This window comes from Shimazuella kribbensis DSM 45090, from assembly GCF_000428065.1.
Lineage (GTDB): Bacteria > Bacillota > Bacilli > Thermoactinomycetales > Thermoactinomycetaceae > Shimazuella > Shimazuella kribbensis.
Genome location: NZ_ATZF01000011.1, coordinates 155,265 through 172,692, shown reverse-complemented (window position 1 = coordinate 172,692; position 17,428 = coordinate 155,265). Strand labels below are relative to the sequence as shown.

Annotated in this window: 24 protein-coding genes; 5 read left to right on the top strand and 19 right to left on the bottom strand. The window is 38.7% G+C overall.

The annotated features are described in order from the left end of the window. Nucleotides 1–398: 398 nt before the first annotated feature. Nucleotides 399–740 (bottom strand): hypothetical protein, encoded by a 342-nt coding sequence (locus A3GQ_RS0114955; protein ID WP_028777745.1) that lies wholly within the window; start codon nt 738–740, stop codon nt 399–401. Between the two features lie 26 nt (nt 741–766). Continuing rightward, nucleotides 767–1,144 carry an EthD family reductase gene (locus tag A3GQ_RS24535; RefSeq protein ID WP_037465089.1) on the bottom strand — a complete coding sequence of 126 codons (378 nt, stop codon included), beginning with the start codon at nt 1,142–1,144 and terminating at the stop codon, nt 767–769. Between the two features lie 229 nt (nt 1,145–1,373). On the opposite strand from A3GQ_RS24535, the gene A3GQ_RS0114945 reads away from it, so the two are divergent. Further along, complete coding sequence (locus A3GQ_RS0114945) at nt 1,374–1,637, top strand: AbrB/MazE/SpoVT family DNA-binding domain-containing protein (RefSeq protein ID WP_028777744.1); 264 nt, start codon at nt 1,374–1,376, stop codon at nt 1,635–1,637. Nucleotides 1,638–1,655: 18 nt separating this feature from the next. Next, complete coding sequence (locus A3GQ_RS0114940) at nt 1,656–2,051, top strand: type II toxin-antitoxin system death-on-curing family toxin (protein ID WP_028777743.1); 396 nt, start codon at nt 1,656–1,658, stop codon at nt 2,049–2,051. Between the two features lie 194 nt (nt 2,052–2,245). Here A3GQ_RS0114940 and A3GQ_RS0114935 read toward each other — a convergent pair whose 3' ends face one another. Genes A3GQ_RS0114935 through A3GQ_RS0114920 form a run of 4 tightly spaced genes read right to left on the bottom strand, consistent with a single transcriptional unit; the run spans nt 2,246 to nt 5,506 of the window. Further along, entirely contained in the window at nt 2,246–2,551 is a 306-nt protein-coding gene (locus A3GQ_RS0114935) for a PTS sugar transporter subunit IIB (protein WP_028777742.1), read from the bottom strand. 12 nt (nt 2,552–2,563) lie between these two features. Then, a complete protein-coding gene (locus tag A3GQ_RS0114930) occupies nt 2,564–2,887 on the bottom strand; it encodes a PTS lactose/cellobiose transporter subunit IIA (protein WP_028777741.1) in 324 nt (107 codons plus the stop codon). A gap of 12 nt (nt 2,888–2,899) precedes the next feature. Further along, nucleotides 2,900–4,180, bottom strand: a complete 1,281-nt coding sequence (gene celB / locus A3GQ_RS0114925; RefSeq protein ID WP_028777740.1) for a PTS cellobiose transporter subunit IIC — start codon at nt 4,178–4,180, stop codon at nt 2,900–2,902. A gap of 12 nt (nt 4,181–4,192) precedes the next feature. Further along, a complete protein-coding gene (locus A3GQ_RS0114920) occupies nt 4,193–5,506 on the bottom strand; it encodes a 6-phospho-beta-glucosidase (RefSeq protein ID WP_028777739.1) in 1,314 nt (437 codons plus the stop codon). A 246-nt stretch (nt 5,507–5,752) separates the two neighbouring features. On the opposite strand from A3GQ_RS0114920, the gene A3GQ_RS0114915 reads away from it, so the two are divergent. Continuing rightward, nucleotides 5,753–6,478, top strand: a complete 726-nt coding sequence (locus A3GQ_RS0114915) for a GntR family transcriptional regulator (protein WP_028777738.1) — start codon at nt 5,753–5,755, stop codon at nt 6,476–6,478. A 49-nt stretch (nt 6,479–6,527) separates the two neighbouring features. Further along, complete coding sequence (gene chbG / locus A3GQ_RS24530; RefSeq protein WP_037465086.1) at nt 6,528–7,244, top strand: chitin disaccharide deacetylase; 717 nt, start codon at nt 6,528–6,530, stop codon at nt 7,242–7,244. Nucleotides 7,245–7,464: 220 nt separating this feature from the next. Here the strand turns inward: chbG and A3GQ_RS24525 are convergent, their stop codons facing one another. The 6 genes from A3GQ_RS24525 to A3GQ_RS0114875 all read right to left on the bottom strand — a co-directional run bounded on the left by A3GQ_RS24525 (nt 7,465) and on the right by A3GQ_RS0114875 (nt 10,830). Continuing rightward, nucleotides 7,465–8,115: a ribonuclease H1 domain-containing protein gene (locus A3GQ_RS24525; RefSeq protein ID WP_051271857.1), complete on the bottom strand. Its 651-nt coding sequence runs from the start codon at nt 8,113–8,115 to the stop codon at nt 7,465–7,467. A 167-nt stretch (nt 8,116–8,282) separates the two neighbouring features. Continuing rightward, nucleotides 8,283–8,675, bottom strand: a complete 393-nt coding sequence (rpsI, locus tag A3GQ_RS0114900; RefSeq protein ID WP_028777737.1) for a 30S ribosomal protein S9 — start codon at nt 8,673–8,675, stop codon at nt 8,283–8,285. Nucleotides 8,676–8,690: 15 nt separating this feature from the next. Continuing rightward, a complete protein-coding gene (gene rplM / locus A3GQ_RS0114895; RefSeq protein WP_028777736.1) occupies nt 8,691–9,128 on the bottom strand; it encodes a 50S ribosomal protein L13 in 438 nt (145 codons plus the stop codon). A 218-nt stretch (nt 9,129–9,346) separates the two neighbouring features. Then, a complete protein-coding gene (locus A3GQ_RS0114890; protein WP_028777735.1) occupies nt 9,347–9,544 on the bottom strand; it encodes a hypothetical protein in 198 nt (65 codons plus the stop codon). 812 nt (nt 9,545–10,356) lie between these two features. Further along, nucleotides 10,357–10,482 (bottom strand): hypothetical protein, encoded by a 126-nt coding sequence (locus A3GQ_RS28255; protein WP_281170837.1) that lies wholly within the window; start codon nt 10,480–10,482, stop codon nt 10,357–10,359. A gap of 60 nt (nt 10,483–10,542) precedes the next feature. Further along, on the bottom strand, nt 10,543–10,830 hold the full coding sequence (locus tag A3GQ_RS0114875) for a hypothetical protein (protein WP_028777733.1): 288 nt from the start codon (nt 10,828–10,830) through the stop codon (nt 10,543–10,545). 139 nt (nt 10,831–10,969) lie between these two features. Here A3GQ_RS0114875 and A3GQ_RS0114870 point away from each other — a divergent pair, with 139 nt between their 5' ends. Further along, on the top strand, nt 10,970–11,179 hold the full coding sequence (locus tag A3GQ_RS0114870) for a hypothetical protein (RefSeq protein WP_028777732.1): 210 nt from the start codon (nt 10,970–10,972) through the stop codon (nt 11,177–11,179). Nucleotides 11,180–11,301: 122 nt separating this feature from the next. Here A3GQ_RS0114870 and A3GQ_RS24520 read toward each other — a convergent pair whose 3' ends face one another. The 7 genes from A3GQ_RS24520 to A3GQ_RS0114825 form a co-directional block, all read right to left on the bottom strand. Beyond that, nucleotides 11,302–11,958: an HAD family hydrolase gene (locus tag A3GQ_RS24520; protein WP_051271855.1), complete on the bottom strand. Its 657-nt coding sequence runs from the start codon at nt 11,956–11,958 to the stop codon at nt 11,302–11,304. 610 nt (nt 11,959–12,568) lie between these two features. Then, nucleotides 12,569–13,330, bottom strand: a complete 762-nt coding sequence (gene truA / locus A3GQ_RS0114850; RefSeq protein WP_028777731.1) for a tRNA pseudouridine(38-40) synthase TruA — start codon at nt 13,328–13,330, stop codon at nt 12,569–12,571. Then, nucleotides 13,327–14,121, bottom strand: a complete 795-nt coding sequence (locus A3GQ_RS0114845) for an energy-coupling factor transporter transmembrane component T family protein (protein WP_028777730.1) — start codon at nt 14,119–14,121, stop codon at nt 13,327–13,329. Before A3GQ_RS0114845 ends, truA begins: the two co-directional genes overlap by 4 nt. Continuing rightward, nucleotides 14,114–14,974: an energy-coupling factor transporter ATPase gene (locus A3GQ_RS0114840; protein WP_028777729.1), complete on the bottom strand. Its 861-nt coding sequence runs from the start codon at nt 14,972–14,974 to the stop codon at nt 14,114–14,116. The genes A3GQ_RS0114845 and A3GQ_RS0114840 overlap by 8 nt, the downstream gene beginning before the upstream one ends. Continuing rightward, nucleotides 14,959–15,798: an energy-coupling factor transporter ATPase gene (locus tag A3GQ_RS0114835; RefSeq protein ID WP_028777728.1), complete on the bottom strand. Its 840-nt coding sequence runs from the start codon at nt 15,796–15,798 to the stop codon at nt 14,959–14,961. Before A3GQ_RS0114835 ends, A3GQ_RS0114840 begins: the two co-directional genes overlap by 16 nt. Before the next feature lie 234 nt (nt 15,799–16,032). Then, the gene (gene rplQ, locus A3GQ_RS0114830) at nt 16,033–16,425 is read right to left on the bottom strand and encodes a 50S ribosomal protein L17 (RefSeq protein WP_028777727.1); all 393 of its coding nucleotides are present in this window, start codon (nt 16,423–16,425) and stop codon (nt 16,033–16,035) included. 28 nt (nt 16,426–16,453) lie between these two features. Then, the gene (locus A3GQ_RS0114825) at nt 16,454–17,407 is read right to left on the bottom strand and encodes a DNA-directed RNA polymerase subunit alpha (protein ID WP_028777726.1); all 954 of its coding nucleotides are present in this window, start codon (nt 17,405–17,407) and stop codon (nt 16,454–16,456) included. Nucleotides 17,408–17,428: the final 21 nt, after the last annotated feature.

Below are 17,428 nucleotides of genomic sequence, written 5' to 3'. Positions count from 1 at the left end.
CCCTCTTTTTCTACATTGTATGCTCCTCTTCTTGTCCAATCAAGAGTCATTTTGCACACAAAAAACACCTCTTCACCAACGAAGAGATGTTTTCCCAATGTAGTAAGTATAAAAAGGGCAAAAATCATAAAGAAAACTTGCCAATGGACAAGCTATTAAAGACATAACTAGAGGTTTCTTCGCACTTATGGACCTCAGATTAGGGCACAAGTCTCGCTTCGTCGCTATGCTCCTAGTCTCGCTTTGCACCTCAGATTAGGGCACAAGTCTCGCTATGTCGCTGTGCTCCTAGTCTCGCTTTGCACCTCAGATTAGGGCACAAGTCTCGCTATGTCGCTGTGCTCCTAGTCTCGCTTTGCAGATAAGATAGACTTTATTTGTTCTGATCTACCAAAAAACTATATTTTTAATTGTTCTAGATCCCAGCGATAAAAAACTCGATTATCACCTATACTGGTGATCACTTGGGCTCCCAATGATCTGAGATAAGAAGAAATTTCCTTCCCAGCTTCCGTACTAAATGTTTTTAAGATGTCTTCTTCTTTCAAATAAAGCGCGATCTGGTAATAGATAGGTTTGTCTATAAATTGTTCTTGCAACTCATCTGGAGTATCCGAAAAAGGGGTCAGTTCAATTTTATCTATGTATGGCATTTGGTATAAAAGAGGGAGGAGCTCTTCACGAACTCTGTTTTGAAATGATTCTTTGTCAGCAGGTATAAAGAGAGCTTGAATTTTCATAACGATAATCCATCCTTTGCTAACGATTAGGAAGAAAACGAGTGAATTACGTGATTATTATAGCGTGCAACAATTTCTGACTTACTGATTACTTCTGTTTGTCCCCAAGCAAATGTATAGATGGGTTCACTGTATGAGGAAAGGACTTCTTGGAATTCCTGACCAATTTGGCTCTCGTTCAAGAAAAACAAAAAAGCTTTTTTGGTCTGAAAATACATTTCGATTTGTAGATCAATAGGGGATAATTTATCAGTCGTTATACCAAGGGGAGTTTTCATTTTGGTAAGCTCTAATCTTTCTAAACCATCTACATTTACAGTAAGCGGAATAAAATCTTCATAATAAAATTGCTCAAATTCTTCTTCGTTCTCTGGCTGCTTAAATAGAATCATTAGCTTATACATTGCGACACCTCCTGATAACATCATTTTACTGCTAAACTATAGATTACACTACAATTGTATTCAAAAACATCTATATACTGAGATTTTTTGTTAACGAATTGTATACATTTTGTCGAAAAAGGAATAATTAACCATTTATTAAGACTTTTGGGTTTATACATGCATTTATCCTGCTTATTGAATGTGTTATAAAATCGCGAGCATACACTAGTAGGAAAAATAAGATAGAATGGCGGTGAAAGAAGTGGAAAGAAAAGTAACAAAGATTGGCAATAGTCTTGGTGTTACCCTACCAGCAGAAATATTGAAACATCTGCATGTGAAACAAGGAGATGAAGTTATTTTTTATCTGGAAGAAGGGAAAGTATCCTTCAAAAAAAGACCTGCTGTAAATATAGAAGGCTTTGAAGATATTGATCAAGAATTTTTAGAGGGCATGAAAAAGCTCTTCGATAACTATGATGATACGCTTCGTAATTTAGTAAAAAGGTAAGGGAAACGGGATTAACAAATGACGAGATTTATCACTCCTACACAAGCGATCTTTTTAAATGACGTGATCATCAAGCGATATTCTCCAAACGAAATGATCGGGATAAAAGATGAAAAAATGTTGGATAGTGCTATCATGAGGCCTAGGCAATCAATTAGAGGAGAAGATGCCTACCCCAATCTGGAAATGAAGGGCGCAGCGATGTTTGAAAGCCTAGCACAGAACTATGCTTTGCACAGTGCAAATAAAAGGACAGCTTTTGCCTGTTTACACCAGTTTTTACACATAAATGGATATGATTTAAAAGTTGACCAAAAAAAAGCAGAAGATTTTACGGTACATGTGGTAGTGGAGAAACCAAATTTAAAGGTTATTGCTGCTTGGATTTTGAGATATATGGTACAGAAAGTATAACCCTCAAAAAAGGGTTATTTCTTATGAAGCGGTAATAATACAGTCTTATTTATTCCATGATAATGCTTACAAATAGCATCTGAAATATACAAAAACCTCTAATCCATAAGAGCTAGAGGTTTTTGCTTAACCAAATTCACGTTTGAAATCAGAGGTACACCACACAGCTTTCAAGCATTTTGATACAGTTTCCTTTAACCTTCTAATAAACCTTGTGCTTGCTCTAGTACCTTTTCTCCATTCATTGTTCCATAATACATCGGATTGATAATATCTACTTGGATACCATGTGGTTCTGCCTTCGTTTTAATTTTTGAAGCAAGATAACGAACTTGGGGGCCGATTAGGATAACATTTGTACTATCTAGATGATTTCCTAAATCTGCTTCTGATGTTGCATCAATCGTTGCAGCTACACCTTTGCTTTCAGCAGCCTTCCTCATCTTTTGGACTAACATACTTGTAGACATTCCGGCTGAGCACACTAATATAATTTTCACGAATCATTCCTCCTATTGTTTTATTCTTTCATAAAGTTCAATGAACTCCTGCGCCATTTCTTTAACTGTCATAGCAGTCATTAAATGGTCTTGGGAATGAATAAGAAGTACAGTAGGAGATTGTCCTTGACCGCTTGCTTCTTTTTGCAGTAACTTGGTCTGGGAATGATGAGCTTCCAAAAATTCCTTTTCCGCTTCTGCTATTTTTGCAGCAGCTTCTTCAAACTTGCCTTCCTTGGCCAGATGAATCGCTTCCATAGAAGAAGACCGAGCATTTCCCGCGTGAAGAATAATTTGGAAAGAAATCTCTTCTAAACTTGGTATTGCTGAATCCATATTGTATTTCTCCTATCCAACCTTATTTAGGTTTTTCATTTGCACGAAGTCCGCCGCTTTGATGAATGGAAGATATATCAATGTTGCAATGGTAAAGTTAATGATTTGAAGAACAACTCCCAACCATGATCCTCCTGATACTAAATATCCACTAATAAACGGCGGAGTGGACCAAGGTATCATAGCTACCGTTTTCGGTACAAATCCTAAGCTAATCGCAAAATAAGAAGTAATCGTTAAGACGATTGGAACGAGAATAAACGGTATGAACATTACTGGGTTTAATACGATCGGTAACCCGAATAAAACAGGTTCGTTTATATTGAATAATCCCGCAGGTGAGGAAAGTTTTGCAATGGAACGATAATGCGCTGACTTAACAACAATAAAGATTGCAAGAATAAGAGATAGCGTTGCTCCCGATCCACCAATGTATACATAAGAATCAAAGAAAGGTTTGGTGACAATATAAGGTACATCAAAAGCACTCGTACCAGCAGCAAACAAGCTCTGATTCTTCTCAATCAAAGGCAAATACATTGATTCCATAAAGGGTTCTATAATGTTTGTACCATGCAATCCGAAGAACCAAAGCAAATGGTTTAGGAAAGCAATAATAATAGCTGTTGGCAATGAGTTGGATAGCGACTGCAATGGCTTTTGAATACTTTCAAAGACAATCTGGTGTAAGCTTGTATTTCCCAAAACCGTAAGCAATGCTTGCAACAATCCTACTAGTATTAAAATGATCATTGCTGGTAATAATGCTTTAAACGATTTTACAACACCTTCAGGTACGCCTTCGGGCATATTTATGGTTAATTTCGATTTAATCAAAACCCGGAATAATTCTGTTACAACAAGAGCCATAATAACGGCAACAAACAGGCCTTGTGCTCCAGTCCATTCATATGAAATGCCCCAGTCCTTCGTAACAGGAGTTAGAATAATAAGGGAAGCCACGGAAATCAAAGCTGCAGACAATCCGTCCACTTCATAAGAACTGGCAAGTTTATAACTTATCGATGCTGCTACTAGCAAACCTAAAATGGCAAAGGAGCCATTCCAAATATTCCCCCCTACTGACTTCCACTGCTCTCCAAATAATCCGATCATGAAATTCTGAAAAGCCTCTGAAGGAAAGTTATTAATTAAGACTGCTAAAGAACCAACAATAATAAGGGGCATGATCATAATAAACCCATCGCGAATCGCTACTAAATGCCGCTGAGAACCAATGCGGCCAGCAATCGGCATGAATTTTTCTTCCATTACCTGCATTACTTTACTCATCAAAAAACCTCCTTATTTTATCGAGAATTGTGGTAAGTAATCTTTATGTGCTTCTAAAAGTTCATCCAAGAGAATTTTGGCTTTCTTTTCACTTGGTACAAGCGGATTCATTATCATTGCTTGATAAGCTTTTAAGTACTCTCCAGAAATAGCTGCTTCGATGACAAGCTGCTCAAAAGCTTTCATTTGTTGAATAATGCCTCTAACAGATAAAGGTAATTCCCCAACTGTGATCGGTTTAGGTCCATCCTTTGTAATAAGTGCATTTACTTCAATAACCGAATCATTAGGCAGACCTGTAGTAGCTCCCTGATTGAAAATATTAACGGTTTGAACATCACCTGTATTGTTATAAATGCTATCCATGAGACTGCATGCTGCATCACTGTAATATGCTCCGCCTCTTTTTTCTAGCTCTTTTGGCTTTTCTTGCAGTTCTTTATCCTGATATTTAATGAAAAGCTCCTTTTCAACCTCTTTTACTATTTCTGCTCTTGTCCCATTTTCTGCAAACGCTTTCAAATCTTTTTCCAAAACATCTTCTATTTGAAAATAATATTGATGATATGGATTTGGCAAAAGCTTTAAGGATTGAATAAATTCTTTCGACCATCCAAGCGAAACAATATTAGCAGGTGAATAATCAATCTCTTTATGGATGAGCTTATCCATCACTTCTTCTGTTTGATCTATTCCTTTAATTAAAACTTTTCGCCCAAATACAAAATGATTCATCCCGATAAACTCAATTTCTACATCCTTTGCTTCGCAATTCACCATTTCAGCAACGCTGTTTTTCATGTTAATTGGGATGTTACAAACCCCAATCACTTTTTTATGCGGACTGTATTTCAATAAAGCTTCCGTCACTATGCCCGCTGGATTTGTAAAATTAATCATCCAAGCGTTAGGGCAGACTTCATGAATATCCCGGCAAATATCCATTAAAACAGGAATGGTACGAAAGGCTTTAAAAATGCCCCCTGGTCCATTTGTTTCCTGGCCAATTACTCCATGGGTTAATGGAATTCTTTCGTCCTTTGCTCTAGCATCTAATCCACCGACACGAATTTGAGTGGTAACAAAATCTGCATTTTGAAGTGCTTCTTTTCGATTAAGTGTCCACGATAATTTAATTGGATAGCCTGATTTCCTAATCATACGGGTTGCCAATGCTCCGACAATTTCTAACTTTTCTAATCCCTTTTCTATGTCTACAAGTGTTAGTTCCGTAATGGGGAATGATTCGTATCTATGAATAAATCCTTCAATAATCTCCGGTGTATAGCTAGAACCACCACCTATAACTACGACTTTTAAACTCATAATATCCTCCTTCATCCCTATAAGTTGTATTCCTTAATTAACTAGAAATTTATCATAACAAATAATCATTGTCTATACCGAATTGTAATAACAAATATTTGATATTCCCTACAAATAATTTATTTGTTATTATAATTAACAAATATTATCGTCCATGAAAAATAAAATCCGTATTTACCTTTATATATGGAAATAGCAAATCCAATACTATATAAAGACAAACAAGCACAGAAGAAGGGAAATTTTATGGAACTTGAAAATGAAGGAAAATCTTTACACACAAAAGTCAAAGAAGAAATCCTACGACTAATAAAGGAAAAAAAGTTTAAACCAAACACATTGTTGCCTACAGAGGCTGAATTCTGCAAAAAATTCGGGGTTAGCCGGACAACTATTCGGACAGCTCTACAACAGTTAAGCATGGAAGGTTACATTTACCGCGAGCAAGGGAGGGGAACATTTGTCTCCGATAGTAAAGTAAAACAAACTTTATCCATGACAGAGGTAAAATTCTCAGAGCAATTGATGTCCCAAGGGAAAAAGCCTTTGATTAAAGTTTTAAGTCTTCAAGTGGTTCCTGCTGATGAGTTTCAAGCAGACCAATTTCAGCTAAAGGAAGGCGATCCAATCAATAAACTGGAAAGAATCCGTTATGCGGATGAAGAGCCACTTCAATATGAAATTGCTTATTTACCTTGGTATAAAACCCCAGGTTTAAATAAAGAGGAATGCCAAAAATCGCTGTACCAGTTATTGGAGGCACAATTCGGTCTTAAAATAAAAAAAACGGTGGAACAACTAGAATTATTTTTAGCAGATGATGAAATTGCAGATAAACTGAGTATTCCTGTAAATACACCTTGTTTCTCAATGGAATCCTATGCTTATTTAGAAGATGAAACTCCAATAGAATATTCGAAAGCCGTTTTTCGCGGGGATCGTGCAAATTTTGTTATTGAACGTAATTACTAACCTACATTTTGCATCTAAATGGATTTAAAATTGGAGAGGAGCGTATACTGTGATTCCACTAATTGTTAATGCTGACGATTTTGGCTTTTCCAGAGGGGTTAACCACGGAATCATTGATGCTCACCGTTTTGGTATTGTGAATTCGACAACCATGATGGTTCATACACCAGGAACAGAACATGCGGTAGAGTTAGCGAAGCAATATCCTCAGCTTCGAGTAGGAATACACCTTGTTCTTACTTTTGGAAAACCAGTAAATCAAAATGTCCCCTCACTTGTTGATGAACATGGTTTCTTTAAGGTGGATAAAAATTACGCTAATAACTCAGGTGTGATATTAGAAGATGTAAGGAGAGAGTGGGATAATCAAATTCAAAAGTTCCTTTCTTTTGGGATTTCACCTGCTCATATGGACAGCCATCATCATATCCATGCATGGCCATATCTCACACCAGTAGTAAGGGAGTTGGCACAAAAGTATAACTTACCTGTCAGAAATGCGTTTAGGGAGAAAGTAGAGGATATTCCTTTATTATCCGATGTATTTCTAGATGGTTTCTATGGAGAAAATGTAGCTACGGAGTTTTTCACTGATCTTCATCAAAAGGCAGAAGATAAGGGAACATTAGAAGTGATGTGCCATCCTGCTTATATCGATACGTTTTTAAAAGAAAATTCTTCTTACTGTAATAAGCGGGTTCAAGAACTAGACGTTTTAACGAATGTCACCATACAAAGTCCATTTTCTTTGATTTCATTTAAATAATACTCATTTCATACTGATTAACAGAATTAGTTTGAATAAAGCCGTATTTTTTACGTCTATTATGGACCCAGATGTGACCGAATAAGGTGATTACTCATACTAAGTAACCAAATAAATAATCCACTTTCCCTAAAGGAAAGTGGATTATATTTAATTTAAAATAAGAGGGCTGGCATAAGACTTTGACAAAACCAACTCTATTTAAATAATAACTTTTTTTCTAAGTACTATTATCTTCTGTCTTTAAATCATAAAAACCTTCTATTTTTTTACTTGGGTTTTGTAATACTTCCTTAGCAAGTAGATCCACTTCATCATTATATTTGTTGCCCGAATGCGACTTAACTTTTGAAAATACTATCTTGATTTGCGGACTTACTCGTTGGATAAATTTTACATAATTTTGCGTGAAGGTGTTTTTAGCTTTCCATTCATTCGTAGCCCATTTTTCGATACCAGCATAGTCATAAAATATCTCGATGGATTTGGCATTTTGACTCAAAGCATACTCTATTACTTGAATAGCAGCCTTGATTTCACCTGCCACGTTCCTTTGATCCAAAATTTCTATGTTGTTCTCTGCTGCTGCAAACGTTAATTTTTTATTTCCATCAAAAATGATACTCGCGAAGCTATAATATTTTTGCTTATCATTGTAACTACCATCTATATAAGCCGTTATTTCAGCTTTAAAATCTAATGGTATATCTTCTTTATTCCCCTCGCCAAAGGCAAATAATTCAGCTTCTTCATAACTAGCAAATGATTTGTATGAAGCACTCGGAAATCCAGTTACTTGTCGCTTACATTCTTCCCAAGTATGGAATACACCAATTTCTCTTCCTTTTTTCACAGCATAGAATTTACCCATAGGTCACCTTCTTTTTCCTTTACTCCGAACGAAGTAATATCTATACCATATTACATTATTTTCCGTACGGAAAGAATTTTTTAAATTCTGAGTGACGATCAAGTCCCCTATTTGCACAAAAAAGAACCCCCAACCAAAATAGTTGAGAGCCCTTGAAGTGTTGATATTTAACGCTTGGAAAACTGAGGTGCACGACGAGCAGCTTTCAAGCCGTATTTTTTACGTTCTTTCATTCGTGGGTCACGGGTTAGGAAACCTGCTTTTTTCAAAGCTGGACGAAGTTCAGCGTCTACTTCTAGAAGCGCACGGGAGATACCATGACGGATTGCTCCAGCTTGTCCAGTGTATCCACCGCCCTCAACAGTAACCAATACGTCATACTGGTTAACGGTATCTGTTAGTACTAATGGTTGACGAACGATTGCTTTTAGTGTTTCAAGATTAAAGAAATCATCGATATTACGTTTGTTGATGACGATACGACCATCACCAGCTACCAAACGTACACGTGCTACGGATTCTTTACGGCGTCCGGTACCGCGATATTGTACTTGTGCCACGTAAGTGTCCTCCTATTAACCGCGAAGCTGATATTCAACTGGCTGTTGAGCCTGATGAGGATGTTCAGCACCTGCGTATACTTTTAATTTTTTCAACTGGCTACGACCAAGTGGTCCTTTAGGAAGCATGCCTTTTACAGCTGCCTCTATCATGCGTTCTGGGCGAGTTGCACGAAGGTCTCCAGCTGAGATGGATTTCAATCCACCTGGGAATCCAGAGTGACGGTAGTATTTTTTCTGCTCTAATTTTTTACCTGTTAGGGTAATTTGAGAAGAATTGATAACGATAACGAAATCACCAGTGTCAATATGAGGGGTGTAGGTTGGTTTGTGTTTTCCACGAAGCAAGGTAGCTACTTCGGTAGCTAGGCGACCAAGAGTCTTACCTGCTGCGTCTACCACATACCACTTTTGATCCACGTCTTGTGGCTTAGCCATATAGGTGGTGCGCATTTGATTCACTCCTTAAGTAAGGTTTGTTGTGTTTTCTACTCCCCGAAGCAAAGGGTAGAAAGGTAGTATCTATCGGACAATCGATTTTTGCCGAACATGATTTTCCACGGGGCAAGCGGAAAATACCAAATACGATCATACCTCAATAAAGGGTCTAATGTCAATGGAATAGCCAAAGATACTAATTTTTGATATAACAAAGAAAATTATTTTACGTTCTAGTTCGTATTCATATAATCGCTATATATGTAAACGAGAACGAGCAAAAATATCACCAATACTACAATCAAAGTAGTAATGGTTGGTTTTGGATCTTTCCCTGAAGATTTCGCGTAAATGAGAACGACTGCGATAATAATCGCATAAATAAAGACTAAGATAAGGATACCAGTAATAAAAATAGTTGTCATGCTCATTTTCCATCCCCTCTTTAACAGGGTTGCTGCTCTAGTCCATCAGATATTTTACATATTAGATAAAAAATGAACCAGCCTTTCATTCATGTGAGGTAAAATTTAACTTGCATTGCAGAGAACTAGTACCAAAAGTATGGAAAAGATATGGAGTGATGAGAACGAAATTTCTCCTACTTGCTCAGGTGATGATATAAAGTTTACAAAAATGGATACTCCATTATACTATAAGTATTAATTGTCCGAACCAAACTCTATGGAGTGGAACATGATCCCGACCGCCCTGTCGAAGTTTGTCCTGTCTCTGCACCAGAACCTTATTTACAGGTGGGCACTCGTATTCGTATTGACCACTCTGTTCTGGTCTCTCATTCTGTTCTTCGGCTTCAGTACACTTGCCCTTGTGATTCCCTGCATTCTCCTCCCTCTGTGGTTGATGGAGATTCGATGGGACTTCCACAAGGATCTGAAGTTCTGGTGGGAAGCCTCTGGGTGGATGGAATGGAGCATCATCGCCTTCCTGACTCTTGTGGCCTACATTGCGTGGATCTCCACTTCGATCTGACCAGCGAAGTCCGGTTGATCAGTCCACGGTTCCGGACAGTCCGGTTTCTTATCTACGTAGATAAGAAACCGGACTGAAAAAATAATGAGCTCGCATAGAGGCGTATAATGTAAACCAAACAGATCAACATCTATTTGGTTTTTCGCCGATTAATCAAAAAAATGTTAATAATCCTGCCGATTAGAGAACAAGTAATCTTGCAAAAAAATAAAAGCCATCATAATACTAACTTACTATTTTATATCATTCTTTATGGTTTAGGAGGGAAATAGATATCATGTGCTATGGTTGGATCATCAAACCATTTAGCAAATTCGTTAGCTTTTGCTTGATCCTGTGCACATGCAAACATGAATTGCATAACATGTTCTGGCATTGGAAGAGTCATCGCATTTGTCCATTTCGTTACTGCCTCTACACTTTGTTTTACTCGACTTCAATAAGACTCCCCAATATTAAGATTCCAAGCTAAATGTTTGCTTTCTAATATCGTTTCAGCTAATTGTTCTGCACCATACGAAACTAGGTTGCTGCCCTGCCCAGTAATCGGATCATTAAGAAAAACACTATCCCCACAACCCAACACCAATTTAGCTTTTATCATAAGGTATGGTGTGTAAACAACAGGGATATAAGCAAAGTAAGAGAAGTTTATTCTAATCATCACACTATGGAGATACAATCCCAGATAGAAATCGATGACAAAAGTATTTGTGATTGACAAGAAAAAGGACACCAGAAACTTGGTGTCCTTCACAATTAACAAAACCTTTACGCTACCTTACACTGCTCATAACACTTTCCAAACCTAAATGTCTTACAATATAGATGCTATCCTATCACCCAACACAGAAAGATAGAACATGAGTCAAACGATCGAATATAGTGAGATTGCAATGCTTCTTGTACAAGGTTCAACCCCTCTACGAGACGCTGCAAGCACCCTTAATGCTTATAGGAAAGGTCCTAAGGGTTTGGCACCTCACTTGATCCAATGGCGGGTAGATAGTCGCCCTCTTAACGATGGGGATCAGGAGCTGCTGGATAAGGCGCTTCAGATGATCAACTCCTAAGTCTTTACCTGAGAAGACAAAACAGGGATACTGGACAATCCAGTATCCCTGTACAATTTTATTAAATATAAGCAGGCACTGCTTTTAAATCCTTACCGGTTTCAAAGCAGTGCCTGTTTCCCTTATCGCTGACGAAGTAGCTCTTCCCATGAACTCACGAGCAATTGTGCTCCAGCTTCAAGCAACTCTTGTTTCTTCTCTTCTGTCCAAGCAAACCCGAGAAAAGCAACTCCTGCAGACTTCGCTGCAACTACATCTGACCATGAATCACCAATCATCAGGCTGTCAGATGCAGCAATTCCCGTGTTTGCAATTGCTCTTTGGATACAATCCGGATCTGGCTTGAGCAAGATCCGATCTGAAGTACGTGTATAGACATGCTCCCCAAAAGACGTCACGCTGTTTTTCTCTAGAAACCTGTCTACCGCTTCGATACTCCCGTTGCTGGTAACAGCCAACCCAAAGTGTAGCTGTTCAAGTGTTTCTACAAACTCTTTGGCCAACGGTGTCAGGATTGCGGACTCGGCAGACAATCGTTCTTTGCTTGTAACAAGCCTCTCTACATCCTGCAATACAGGATTTTCCTCTTTGACAAGTTTCACCAATAGTTCATGAGGATGAGTGAGCGGGTAGTCGCCTAGTAGTTGAACGTATCTCTCATCTTCATCCAACCTAGCAGACTTATGACCCTTAGGCTGCATTGCGATTGGTCCATCCAAATCGAACAAGATCAATCTTTTACCCTCAAAACAGCCGAATTTATCATTCAGAGTGTACATATTTTTTGCTTACCTCCAGCAAACACAGGGATGAGACAACTACTAATCTATCAGATCTATTAAGGATTTAATAGTGTTAATATCGAAAACATTATAATTATAAATATCTTTCTACTCTAATTATGATAGAACCATTTACTTAGATTAAACCTCTTTTTATGGTAGATCACATGCCATTGTTAACAACGGCCGCCTGAGGAGTCGAGTTTCACGCATGATAGTCATTCTTCCAGATAACTATCTAACAATACATATGAAATTATCTATGTTTGATCGAAAGAAATTAACTTTGGAAAAAGAATAGCCCTTCTACAATAAGTAAAGAGCTATCTCCTCTATTTATATGAAATTTTAATATACATCAGGGAGTTGGTGGGCGATTCCTGAGAGATCGCCTCCAGACGTTCGGTCAGAACCTTCAGAACGCGAGTCTTCCTGTCCATGATACTTCTCCTCTCTCCCTTCTAGGAAGGGTAGGGAACGATTACTATTTCAAGTATAAATTATAAACTGAATAATAAAAAGTCTTTATCATTTTTTACTAGTAATTTTCGATTTGCCAAGGAGACACACTCTTTATAAATAGCTTTTAAAAACAAAAAAGCCTTCCTCAAAGAAGACTTTTATTTCTTTGCTTGTATCCAACTTTCACAAGGTGTAAACCTTCCGGAGGAAAGGTCGACCCAGCTGCTTGGCGATCACATGCTGCTATTATTTGGGGAATATCCTTTGCTTTGAGCTTGTCTTTACCCACATCGTGTAATGTACCTACGATGATCCGTACCATATTATAAAGAAATCCACTTCCGGTTACTTCGACATAACGGAAAGCCTCTTCTTCCCATACAGTCACATCATAAATGGTCCGTACTTTATCCTCTATCTCTGTCTTAGCAGAGCAAAAAGAGGTGAAATCATGCTTACCTATCAAATGTGCAGCAGCTTGCTTCATTGCACTCAGGTTGATGTTTGGCGCAGGATAATGATAAGCAAATCGCCGCATGTGAAGTCTTGGTACTGCCCCAGTTTCTACTTGATAACGATAAGTTTTCCAATGAGCACTTTTTCTAGCATGAAAATCGGCACCTACTTCTTCACTGTCTGCCACAATAAGATCAGGAGGAAGAGTATGACGGAGTATATAGGGAAATCGCCCTGCTGGAACTGGCTTTGTCGTGACAAAGTGGCATACTTGCCCCAAAGCATGTACACCTGCATCGGTTCGACCTGATCCCTCAATAATAATCTCTTCGCCTAATATTCTACTGAGTGTCTCTTCCATTACCCCTTGTATCGTGCGACGTCCCGGTTGTCGCTGAAAACCGGAGAAATCCGTGCCATCATAAGCGATAATCAATTTAATTTTCCTCATGAACGAAGCCATCCTATACCAATTACTAAAAGAAGAAAGATCACTATCAACATGTAATCTTTTCTTTTATACTCTAACAGACGAAATTTGGTTCGACCAATACCGCCCCGGTAAGCCCGTGCTTCCATCGCCATTGCTAACTCCTCCGCTCTACGAAAAGAAGAAAGAAACAATGGAATAAAAATAGGAATATAGGCTGTTAATCGTTTAAATATATTGCCACTCTCCAGATTTGCTCCTCGTGCTAACTGAGCATTTTTGATTTTTTCGGTTTCTTCCCACAAAGTAGGAATAAAGCGAAGGGCAATCGACATCATCAGAGCCAGTTCGTGGACAGGTACACGAATTTTGCGAAGTGGCCCCATGAGTTGTTCCAGCGCATCCGTGAGATCAAGGGAAGACGTTGTAAAAGTTAACAAGGACGCCATGACTACTAGTATAAGAAAACGAGAAGAAATAAAAGCTGCTTGTCGAACTCCTTCTTCATATACCGTAAAAAATGGGGTAGTTAAAAGAATAGTTCCTCCTTTGGTCATGACCAAATGCAAAATAGAGGTAAATATAATAATAAACAAGACCGGCTTAATAGACCCAAGAAAAAGACGAATTCGTATTTGTGATAGTCCAATACAGAAGAAAACAAAAAGATAGATTACAAGATAGGTAGATATATTATTTACGAAAAAGATGAGAAAGAAGAACAGAAATACAAATAGGAGTTTTGCCCGAGGATCAAACCGATGGAGGATCGAATTACCCGGCATAAACTGTCCGATTACAATCCTACTCATTTTCAGTCTCCTTTCGCCTTTTCTCTAGGTATGCAACAAGTTGATCCAATTCAAATATAGAAGTTGGAATAGGAGAATTAATCCGATGATTAAGGTGATTGATTAATTTTGTTATTGTTGGAAGCTCCAAACCAAATTCTCTTAACCTCTCTTTGTCCGAAAAAAGCTCGATTGGTGTTCCATAAAACGCAGATTCTCCCTTATCCATTACCAATACTTGATCTGCTAGTCGTGCTACTTCATCCATCTGATGGGTAACTAAAATAATGGTTACTTGATTTTTTTCATGCAAAGACTGGATCAATGAGAGCAATTGTTCACTTCCTGCTCGATCAAGCCCTGCTGTTGGTTCGTCTAGGATCAGAATAGAGGGTTCCATCGCTAGTACACCAGCGAGAGCCACTCTCCTCATCTGTCCACCACTTAAACCAAAAGGAGATTTTGAAAGCAGTGTTTCATCAAGCCCCACCATCTTTATTGCCTGCTGCACACGATCTTCTATCCCTTTCAAAGAAACTCCTTGATTACTAGGCCCGTAAGCAATATCTTTAAATACCGTCTCAGCAAATAGTTGTTGTTCTGGATATTGAAAAACAACCCCTACCTTAGACCGGAAGGGGATTTTCTTTGTTTTGGATGTTACATGATAATCACCTATCGTGATACTTCCAGAAGAGGGCCGCAATAAACCCGATAGAAGACCGATAAGTGTTGATTTCCCCGAACCTGTCTTTCCAACGATCGCTTGTATTTTCCCATGTGGAATAGCAAGAGAAACATTACTTAAGGCTTGCTCTTCAAAGGGAGTTCCTTTTTGGTATACATACGAAAGTTCTTTTACATCAATGTCCATAATTCACTCACCAATTGTTCTTCACTCTCTACTTTATCGGATACCTGCCAGCCTTTTTTCCGCAATGCTTGATGAAGTTGTATGCTTAGAGGTACATCCAAACCCCATTGATCAAGTTGTGCAGCATTTGCATAAAGTGATTTCTTTGGGAGATCAAGCATCACGCTTCCTTGATGGAGTACAATAATGCGATCGGCACGAAATGCTTCTGATGCCTGATGTGTAATATGTATAACCGTAATACCAACATCATGCAGCTCACTCATCAACTGTAAAATGGAATTACGACCATCGGGATCTAGCATCGATGTAGATTCATCAAATAAGATTACATCCGGCTGCATGGCTAGTATACCTGCAATTGCCAATCTTTGCTTTTGACCACCTGATAAATGATGAGGTTCTTTTTTTTCAAAACCTGTCAGCCCAACTTGCTGAAGAACTTGCTGAATACGAATTTGCATGTCTTCTCTCGTTACACCTAAGTTTTCCATACCAAAAGCGATATCATCAAGTACAGAAGGCGCAACAATCTGATTATCTGGATTTTGGAAAATCATCCCTACTCGACGTTTCATTTCCCAGCGATCTTGATCACTGTCGATTGCCGTGCCATTGATAAAAAGTTTACCCTCTGAGGGGATAAATAGCCCATTTAAAAGGCACGCTAAAGACGATTTACCAGAACCATTGGAGCCAATAATACTGATATACTCACCCTGTGAAAAGGTAAGACTGACATCCTTAACGGCCCAATTCTCTTTAGCCTGAGTGTTTGGATAGTAGTGAAACCATACGTTTTGTAAAGTGATATCTGTTCCCATACAAATACTCCCAAGTGAAACTTACTGATGTGGCTTGTTCTTTCCTTTTAGACAGATAGAGACTCTGTTTCATTCGTAAATAAGATCTCTATTCACACTATTTATATAAGAAAACTTGCCGATTGGCAAGCGTTCTAAATACAGCTACATTCCTACATAAGATAAAGAAACTGTTTTTATTGAAATAAAAAAGGGTGGACCGGTCCGATCCTGCCCTCCCCTTTAAAAATTCTATTACTTTACAAGTTCAATGAAAACCATTGGAGCACCGTCGCCACGACGTGGTCCTAGTTTTAAAATACGAGTGTATCCACCATTGCGCTCTTGGTAACGTGGTGCGATATCTTCAAACAACTTTTTAACTGCATCAATGTTTTTGTGATGAGTAGTTTCTTCCCCTTCGTTCTCTGTATAGGAACGATTGGTACGAACAAACTCAGATGCTTGACGACGAGCGTGGAGATCGCCGCGTTTTCCAAGTGTGATCAACTTGTCAGCAATCGAACGGAGTTCCTTAGCTTTTGCTTCGGTTGTCTCGATTCTCTCGTTTAGGATCAAGTCAGTCACAAGGTCACGAAGAAGTGCTTTTCTCGCACTGCTGTTACGTCCTAACTTGGAGTATGCCATGATTATTTCCCTCCCCCGCTACTTAGGATTAATCTTCTTCACGTAATCCAAGTCCGAGTTCCACTAGTTTTTCTTGCACTTCTTCTAGGGATTTACGTCCTAAGTTACGTACTTTCATCATATCTTCTTCAGACTTTTGTGTTAGCTCTTGTACGGTGTTGATACCAGCACGTTTCAAGCAGTTATAAGAACGGACAGATAGATCAAGTTCTTCGATGGTCATTTCCATTACTTTTTCTTTCTTATCCTCTTCTTTTTCAACCATAATCTCCGCACCTTGTGCTTCTTCAGTCAAACCAACAAAAAGCATAAGATGTTCATTTAAGATTTTAGCCCCTAAGCTAACTGCTTCGTCTGGGTGCAAACTACCATCAGACCAAACTTCCAAAGTTAGTTTGTCATAGTTGGTAACTTGTCCAACACGCGTATTTTCAACTTGAAAGTTAACTCTGTCGATCGGTGTATAAATAGAATCGATAGGAATAACACCAATTGGCAAGTCCTCAGACTTGTTTCGCTCAGCAGGTACATAACCACGTCCACGATTCGCTGTCATGCGAATATGTAAATGGGAGCCCCCTGCAAGCGTTGCAATATGAAGATTTGGATTCAAAATCTCAACATCGCTATCCGCTCGGATATCTCCAGCAAGAACAGCTCTTCCCCCAGAACCGCCCTCAATATCAATTTCTAATACTTTTTCCTCATCGGAATGAATCTTCAGAGATAGCTTTTTTAGATTTAAGATAATCTCAGTTGTATCCTCTACCACACCCGCAATAGTGGAAAACTCGTGCAAAACCCCATCGATTTGCACAGATGTGACAGCAGCGCCGGGTAAAGAGGAGAGCAAGATACGGCGCAGCGAATTACCCAATGTTGTTCCGTATCCACGTTCTAGGGGTTCCACCACGAATCTTCCGTATCGATGATCGTCGCTCATTTTTGCCGCTTCGATCCTAGGTTTTTCAATTTCTATCATACGGCCCCTCCTTCAGAACGT